General features: G+C 48.4%; 7 protein-coding genes, 1 tRNA gene and 1 rRNA gene. All 9 read left to right on the top strand.

The window, feature by feature from the left end:
* Positions 1-5 precede the first annotated feature (5 nt).
* The 9 genes from rrf to trpA all read left to right on the top strand — a co-directional run bounded on the left by rrf (position 6) and on the right by trpA (position 7,283).
* A 5S ribosomal RNA gene (gene rrf / locus ACS5NO_RS33130) occupies positions 6-117 on the top strand.
* Positions 118-203: 86 nt separating this feature from the next.
* Positions 204-277: transfer RNA gene (locus tag ACS5NO_RS33125), tRNA-Pro, on the top strand.
* A 182-nt stretch (positions 278-459) separates the two neighbouring features.
* Complete coding sequence (locus tag ACS5NO_RS33120; RefSeq protein ID WP_439419074.1) at positions 460-1,902, top strand: anthranilate synthase component I family protein; 1,443 nt, start codon at positions 460-462, stop codon at positions 1,900-1,902.
* Between the two features lie 13 nt (positions 1,903-1,915).
* Complete coding sequence (locus tag ACS5NO_RS33115; protein WP_439419073.1) at positions 1,916-2,482, top strand: anthranilate synthase component II; 567 nt, start codon at positions 1,916-1,918, stop codon at positions 2,480-2,482.
* A 31-nt stretch (positions 2,483-2,513) separates the two neighbouring features.
* Positions 2,514-3,503, top strand: coding sequence for an anthranilate phosphoribosyltransferase (gene trpD, locus ACS5NO_RS33110; RefSeq protein WP_439419072.1), 990 nt, complete (start codon positions 2,514-2,516; stop codon positions 3,501-3,503).
* A 69-nt stretch (positions 3,504-3,572) separates the two neighbouring features.
* On the top strand, positions 3,573-4,397 hold the full coding sequence (trpC, locus tag ACS5NO_RS33105; protein WP_439419071.1) for an indole-3-glycerol phosphate synthase TrpC: 825 nt from the start codon (positions 3,573-3,575) through the stop codon (positions 4,395-4,397).
* Positions 4,394-5,041 (top strand): phosphoribosylanthranilate isomerase, encoded by a 648-nt coding sequence (locus ACS5NO_RS33100; protein WP_439419070.1) that lies wholly within the window; start codon positions 4,394-4,396, stop codon positions 5,039-5,041. The genes trpC and ACS5NO_RS33100 overlap by 4 nt, the downstream gene beginning before the upstream one ends.
* A gap of 147 nt (positions 5,042-5,188) precedes the next feature.
* A complete protein-coding gene (gene trpB / locus ACS5NO_RS33095; RefSeq protein WP_114410201.1) occupies positions 5,189-6,391 on the top strand; it encodes a tryptophan synthase subunit beta in 1,203 nt (400 codons plus the stop codon).
* A 76-nt stretch (positions 6,392-6,467) separates the two neighbouring features.
* Positions 6,468-7,283, top strand: coding sequence for a tryptophan synthase subunit alpha (gene trpA, locus ACS5NO_RS33090; RefSeq protein ID WP_439419069.1), 816 nt, complete (start codon positions 6,468-6,470; stop codon positions 7,281-7,283).
* Positions 7,284-7,449: the final 166 nt, after the last annotated feature.

Here is a 7,449-nt window from a genome sequence, read left to right as displayed (position 1 = left end):
GCTGGGATGGTGGCAAGGGTGCGGGGGAACACCTCTTCCCATACCGAACAGAGCCGTTAAGCCCCGTTACGCCGATGGTACTGGAGTCACTTCCGGGAGAGTAGGTTGCCGCCACCACAGATTACAATGTACCCATCTCCTTAAACCGAGATGGGTATACTTTTTTCTTTTTGATTTTTTACAAAATAATTACCTTTGCCTATCGGGGTGTAGCGCAGCTCGGTAGCGCGCTACGTTCGGGACGTAGAGGTCGTGGGTTCGAATCCCGCCACCCCGACTTAAAAACATTTGTAACCATGCGTTTTGGATTGATATCTTCTAATCTTTGGTGGCGTTCTTCTTCAATCGAAGTTGAACAGTCAGCGCATGCTTTGTAAAACCGATCCTATTGGTTCTTTCGAAAGCCCACTGTTCAAACCAGTGGGCTTTTTTTGTTTTCTAACCATTTCCTTTTCAATCATGATTGCTCCATTTAAAGAACAAAAACCGGCTTTCAAGGTGACCAGCTCATACCGCAAGATGCTAGCCGACACCTTGACACCTGTCAGTATCTATCTTCGCCTGAGAGATAAGTTTGTCAACAGTATCCTGCTCGAAAGCTCAGATTACCACGGGAATGACAACAGCTATTCGTACATCTGTTTTGATCCCGTTGCCAAATTTGAATTTGATGGTAATTCTATAAAAATCGACTATCCAAACGCTACGTCAAAATCCGTCGAGATTTCTCCAAAAGATGACTTGCTGACGGAAATCGAAGACTTTAGAGCCGGATTTCAGTATCAGAAATTCCCGTTTCCGTTTATTACCAATGGTCTTTTTGGTCACATTGGCTACAATGCGGTTCAGTTTTTTGAAGATATTTCGTTGCAAGCAGATGGAGCCGAAAACGATGTGCCGCTGGTCGTTTACCAGGCGTTTCGGTATGTGATTGCGATCAACCATTTTAAAGACGAACTCTATCTTTTTGAGCATTCGTATTTGGAAGAAGGTCAGGAGCCTGCTCCCCATAACCTTGATTACATTGAAACCCTCATTAAAAACCGCAATTTTCCGTCCTATTCCTTCCAAACTACGCAGGATGAGCAGTCTAATTTTACGGATGATCAATTCCTGGAAATTATTCAAAAAGGAATCGACCATTGCCACCGGGGTGACGTGTTCCAGATTGTGCTTTCCCGTAAGTTTTCTACGGCTTTTCGGGGTGATGAATTTAACGTCTACCGCGCTCTTCGCTCGCTGAATCCGTCACCTTATCTTTTCTATTTTGATTATGGCAATTATAAATTGTTCGGATCGTCGCCGGAAGCTCAGATTGTCATTAAGGGCCAGAACGCCATCATTTATCCCATTGCCGGCACCTTTCGCCGGACGGGTAATGATGTAGCGGATGCGGAACTGGCGCAAAAACTGCACAACGATCCGAAGGAAACCGCTGAGCACGTCATGCTGGTCGATCTGGCGCGGAATGATCTGAGCCGGAATTGCAAAACCGTTAAAGTCGAAACCTTCAAAGAGGTTCAGTATTACTCGCACGTCATTCACCTGGTGTCGAAAGTCGTGGGCGAACTGGATGAGAATACAAAACCGTTGCGGATTGTAGGCGAAACCTTTCCGGCCGGAACCTTGTCGGGTGCTCCCAAGCACATGGCGATGCAGTTGATTGATCGGTACGAACAAACGAGTCGCGGTTTTTACGGCGGGTGCATTGGTTTCATGGATTTTAGTGGCGATTTCAACCAGGCGATTATGATTCGGACGTTCCTCAGCAAGAACAATACGTTACATTATCAGGCCGGCGCTGGCGTGGTTGCCAAATCGAATCCGGAAAGTGAATTGCAGGAAGTACATAACAAATTGATGGCCTTGCGGACGGCCATGAAACAGGCTGAAACAATCTAAAACAACGGTTTTTATGAAAGTGCTGGTTATCGATAACTACGATTCGTTTACGTACAACCTCGTTTATATTCTTCGTGAGTTGGGTCATACCATTGATGTGTATCGGAATGACAAAATTTCGCTGGAAGATGTAGAGGCTTATGACAAAATATTATTGTCGCCCGGTCCCGGAATTCCGTCGGAAGCGGGCATTATGCAGGAAATTATTCGCACCTATGCGCCTACCAAAAGCATTTTAGGCATTTGCCTCGGCCATCAGGGAATCAGCGAAGCGTTTGGTGCGACGCTGGAAAACATGACGGATGTCTACCACGGCGTTGCGCATCGCACCTTTGTGGAAAATACCTCCGAGCGGTTGTTCAATGGATTGCCGACTGAATTGCTGGTGGGGCGGTATCACTCCTGGACGGTTATTCCCGAAAGCATTCCGGCCGAGTTGACGGTTACGGCGGTCGACGAAGAAGGCCGCGTAATGGGTGTGGCTCATAAAACATATGACGTGCGGGGTGTTCAGTTTCACCCCGAATCGGTGTTGACGCAGCACGGAAAACAGATGCTGGAAAACTGGTTGAATCGTTAACATAACAATCGCATCCTATTTCGTTACCCTCATGAAAGAAATACTGAATCACCTGTTCGAATACAAGACCTTAACCAAAGAAGAAGCCCGGCGGGTGTTGATTGGAATCAGTACCGGACAATATAATACCTCGCAAATTGCCGCTTTTCTGACGGTTTACATGATGCGGAGTATTACCGTCGAGGAACTCGAAGGCTTCCGCGATGCTATGCTGGAGCTGTGTCTGGCTGTCGATTTGTCGGAATATGACGTCATGGATTTGTGCGGAACCGGTGGCGATGGCAAGGATACGTTCAACATTTCAACCTTGTCGGCTTTTGTGGTAGCAGGTGCCGGGCAGCGGATTACCAAACACGGCAATCACGGCGTGTCGTCCATGTGTGGTTCTTCGACAGTGATGGAATACTTGGGTTATCGGTTTACGAATGACTATGATGTGCTGCGGAAAAAAGTCGAAACCGCCGGCATTTGTTTTCTGCATGCGCCCCTCTTCCACCCGGCGATGAAAAATGTTGGGCCGATGCGGAAAGAATTGGGTGTAAAGACATTTTTTAACGTTTTAGGGCCGATGGTGAACCCGGCTTTCCCGAAAAAACAACTCGTTGGCGTGTTCAGTCTTGAATTAGCCAGATTGTATGCGTATCTTTATCAGCAAACGCCTAAGCGGTTTATGATCCTACACGCTCTGGATGGCTATGATGAAGTGTCGTTGACCGGCGCCTTTAAAACGATCACCGCACACGCTGAGCAAGTGCTGACTCCGCACCAAATTGGCTTGCCCCAACTGCAGCCGGAACAATTGGCCGGGGGTAAGTCCGTCGAAGATTCTGCCCGTATTTTTATGAATGTGTTGAACAACGAAGCAACTTCTGCCCAAACGGATGCGGTTATTGCCAATGCCGCTATGGCTCTGGTAGCCGCCGAGCGGGCGAAAACCGTTGAGGAAGGCATTCAGCAGGCACGGGAATCACTGGAAAGCAAGCGGGCGTTAGACAGCCTTAAAAAATTACTGGCGGCCTAAAGCCAATGAAGAAGTAAATCGGTTGTAAAGAAAATTACAAAGTGCAATACCACCGGAATAAAGAATAGAATGGACGTACTTGAACGGATTATTGAGCGGAAGCGAACCGAAGTAGATTATCAAAAAACCGTCGTATCCCAACGGGAGCTTGAACAACGGCCGCAGTTTAACCGGCAGCCGCTGAGTGCTCACGACGCGCTTCGGCGACCCGGTTCATCGGGTATTATTGCCGAATTCAAGCGAAAATCTCCCTCCAAAGGCATTATTAACGATCAGGTTCTGGTGGCCGACACCACGGCGGGTTACGTCCGGGCCGGTGCTGCGTGTCTGTCGGTTTTAACGGATGAACCATTTTTTGGTGGTAGGTCCGAGGATTTGATCCAGGCGCGACAGGCCAATCCCTCAACCCCGATTATCCGGAAAGATTTCATCATCGATCCGTACCAGATTGTGGAAGCCAAAGCAATCGGTGCGGATTTTATTTTGCTCATTGCCGCTTGCCTCACCCCCGAACAAGTTCAGAATTACAGCCAGGTTGCCCACGATTTGGGGCTGGAAGTACTGCTGGAAGTCCACGACGAGGAGGAATTGGCCAGCCATCTGACCGAAACCGTCGATCTGGTGGGTGTCAATAACCGCAATCTAAAAACGTTCGTGACCGATCTTTCGACGTCTGTTCGGCTTTCTGCGCTGATTCCTGATTCCTTCGTTAAAATTTCCGAAAGCGGTTTGCAGCAGGCCGAATCCATTCTGGCGCTTCAGCAAGTCGGTTATCAGGGCTTTCTGATCGGCGAAACGTTTATGAAAACCGCCGACCCGGCACAGGCTTTGCAGCAATTACTCGATGAATTGAACCAGTTGCATCCATTATCTCAAAAACACTATATCGCATGAAAGTAAAAGTCTGTGGAATGCGGGATTCCGACAACATCCGTGATTTGCTCGCCCTGGCACCCGATTTTATGGGATTTATTTTTTACGACAAATCACTGCGGTTTGTTGGCGAAGAACTGGACGCTGAACTGTTAAAATCATTTCCGCGCAGCACGAAAAAAGTGGGTGTATTTGTCAACGCCAGCCCGGATTACATTCTGCGCAGCGTGAAAAAGTATGACCTACAGTACGTTCAGTTACACGGAACTGAAACGCCCGACTTCTGCCGGAATCTGCGGAACCGGGGTGTCAGCATCATCAAGGCCTTTTCGGTCGATGAAACGTTCAACTTCAGCATGCTGAACAATTACAAACCGTCCTGTGATTTCTTTTTGTTCGATGCAAAAGGTGATCAGTTTGGCGGCAACGGCATTTCGTTCGACTGGAGCCTGATGAATCGGTATGATAACGACAAACCGTTTTTTATCAGTGGCGGTATCGATGCGGAAAGTCTTGATGCTCTGGATAAACTGAAACACCTGAAGCTGTATGGCGTCGATATCAACAGCAAAGTGGAGATGAGCCCGGGTCTGAAAGACATCGAACTGGTCAAAGCCATCATCATCGGCCTGAAACCCATCGAAGAAGAGGAAACCGTCGCTTAACCCGTAGCCTATTGAGATAGTTATACATTTAGAGACCGCATTTTGCGGTCTTCCAGGCTTTTCTGCCTCATTTAAATAGATAGTAATCGAAAATTGCCCGGTAATCGGTGCGGTTCTACAGTTACTGCATACTTGTTTTTGAGTACAATGGAAACTACAGAAGTAAAATCAGCTTTTCAGGTCGACGAACGGGGATACTACGGCACATTCGGTGGCGCATTCATTCCGGAAATGCTTTATCCAAACGTAGAAGAACTACGCCAAAATTACTTGTCTATTATTTCCGATCCGGCTTTTCAACAGGAATGGCGGGATTTACTAACGGATTATGTGGGTCGTCCAACCCCGCTTTTTCATGCTCGTCGCCTGTCAGCCGCTTACAATACAACGATTTACCTGAAGCGCGAAGACCTGTGTCATACGGGTGCTCACAAAGTTAACAACACCGTCGGCCAGATTCTGGTGGCCCAGCGATTGGGTAAAAAACGGATTGTGGCCGAAACCGGTGCAGGTCAGCATGGCGTTGCCACGGCGACGGTTTGCGCCTTGATGGGTCTGGAGTGTATTGTTTACATGGGTAGCATCGACATGGAGCGCCAGAAGCCCAACGTCGACCGGATGCGGATGCTGGGGGCGACAGTCGTTCCGGCCACCAGCGGAAGCCAAACCCTGAAAGATGCGACGAACGAAGCCATGCGGCACTGGATCAATAATCCGGTCGATACCCATTACGTGATCGGTTCGGTCGTTGGGCCGCATCCCTATCCGGATATGGTGGCTCGTTTTCAGTCCATTATTTCCGAAGAAACCCGCAAGCAATTGCTGGAAAAAACCGGTCAGGCCAATCCCGATTACGTCATTGCCTGCGTGGGTGGAGGGAGTAATGCTGCCGGTGCTTTTTACCATTATCTGGACGAACCGTCGGTGAAACTGATTGCCGCCGAAGCGGCCGGTCAGGGTGTACAATCGGGACATTCTGCTGCGACGACTGCCCTAGGGAAACCCGGTATTTTGCACGGAAGCAGCACCATCCTGATGCAAACCGAAGATGGTCAGGTCGTTGAACCGTACTCGATCTCCGCTGGTTTGGATTATCCCGGTATTGGGCCCTTACACGCTCATTTGTTTTCATCCGGGCGTGGTTGGTTTTACGCGATCACCGACGAGGAAGCGCTGGAATCGGCCTTTGAACTGAGCCGTCTGGAAGGAATCATTCCGGCCCTGGAGTCATCACACGCCTTAGCCTGTTTGCCCAAACTGAAAGCCCGCCCGGACGAAACCGTCGTGATTTGCCTTTCAGGCCGTGGCGATAAAGATTTAGCCGCCTACACGACTCGTCTTCCAAAATAACCATCACACATACTCTATAATCTTCCGCTAGGTAAAAGCTAGCGGGAAAGCATTCCATTCCCTAAAGAATACTGCCATGAACCGCATTACTGAATTGTTTCAAAAGAAGTCCGAACAGATTCTGAACGTTTATTTCACCGCCGGTTTTCCCCAGTTGCACGATACCGCACCGATTTTGGAGACGTTGCAGGAAGCCGGTGTTGACCTGATCGAGATCGGAATGCCGTATTCAGATCCGGTTGCCGATGGCGAAACCATTCAGCAAAGCAACCAGAAGGCGCTACACAACGGGATGTCACTGCGGGTTCTGTTCGAGCAACTTGAGGGAATTCGGCAGAAAGTTCAGGTGCCAATTCTATTGATGGGCTATCTAAATCCGGTTGTTCAGTTCGGAGTGGAAGCATTTTGCCGGCAGTGTGCCGAGGTGGGTGTGGATGGAATCATTGTGCCGGATCTGCCTATTGACGTATACGAACGGGAATACAAAGCCATTTTCGATCAGTATGGTTTGCAAAATATCTTCCTGATAACGCCCCAGACGACTGAAAACCGCATTCGCCAGATTGATCAGTTAACAAATGGGTTCATCTATATGGTCTCATCGGCCAGTACGACAGGCTCACAAAAGGGAATCACGGACGAAATGAAAGCCTATTTCAGCCGGATCGAAGCCATGAAAATAAAGAATCCGCGCCTGATTGGTTTCGGAATTCAGGATTATTCAACTTTTCAAACGGCGAGTCAGTATGCTAATGGTGCCATTATTGGCAGCGCCTTCGTCCGTTTGCTGGAGCAAAATCAGGAAAATAAGACCGTAGCAATCCATGATTTCATCCACTCAATCCGGTTTTCGGAGCCGCAGGAAAAAATAATTTCAGACCTTACCGCCTAACAGTCAGTACTGTAGAAAGTATTCTACATTTATTTTGTTTTAAGGTCTTGACAAAGGTTAAAATAATGCGGTACTTTGCAGTCCCAAATCGGGGATACGACGCGGGGCGAGAGTAACTAAGCAGTTGATATCCAAAGGCTTAGGGGTTGAAAAAGAAAAAGCAGCC

The sequence above is a fragment of the Larkinella fluvii genome, from assembly GCF_051857545.1.
GTDB lineage: Bacteria > Bacteroidota > Bacteroidia > Cytophagales > Spirosomataceae > Larkinella.
This window is presented reverse-complemented; position numbering and strand designations above follow the sequence as displayed.

What these genes read in the sequence shown, in the direction of transcription:
- ACS5NO_RS33120 (WP_439419074.1), top strand. Translation starts at nt 460, where the DNA reads ATGATTGCTCCATTTAAAGAACAAAAACCGGCTTTCAAGGTGACCAGC.
- ACS5NO_RS33115 (WP_439419073.1), top strand. Translation starts at nt 1,916, where the DNA reads ATGAAAGTGCTGGTTATCGATAACTACGATTCGTTTACGTACAACCTC.
- trpD (WP_439419072.1), top strand. Translation starts at nt 2,514, where the DNA reads ATGAAAGAAATACTGAATCACCTGTTCGAATACAAGACCTTAACCAAA.
- trpC (WP_439419071.1), top strand. Translation starts at nt 3,573, where the DNA reads ATGGACGTACTTGAACGGATTATTGAGCGGAAGCGAACCGAAGTAGAT.
- ACS5NO_RS33100 (WP_439419070.1), top strand. Translation starts at nt 4,394, where the DNA reads ATGAAAGTAAAAGTCTGTGGAATGCGGGATTCCGACAACATCCGTGAT.
- trpB (WP_114410201.1), top strand. Translation starts at nt 5,189, where the DNA reads ATGGAAACTACAGAAGTAAAATCAGCTTTTCAGGTCGACGAACGGGGA.
- trpA (WP_439419069.1), top strand. Translation starts at nt 6,468, where the DNA reads ATGAACCGCATTACTGAATTGTTTCAAAAGAAGTCCGAACAGATTCTG.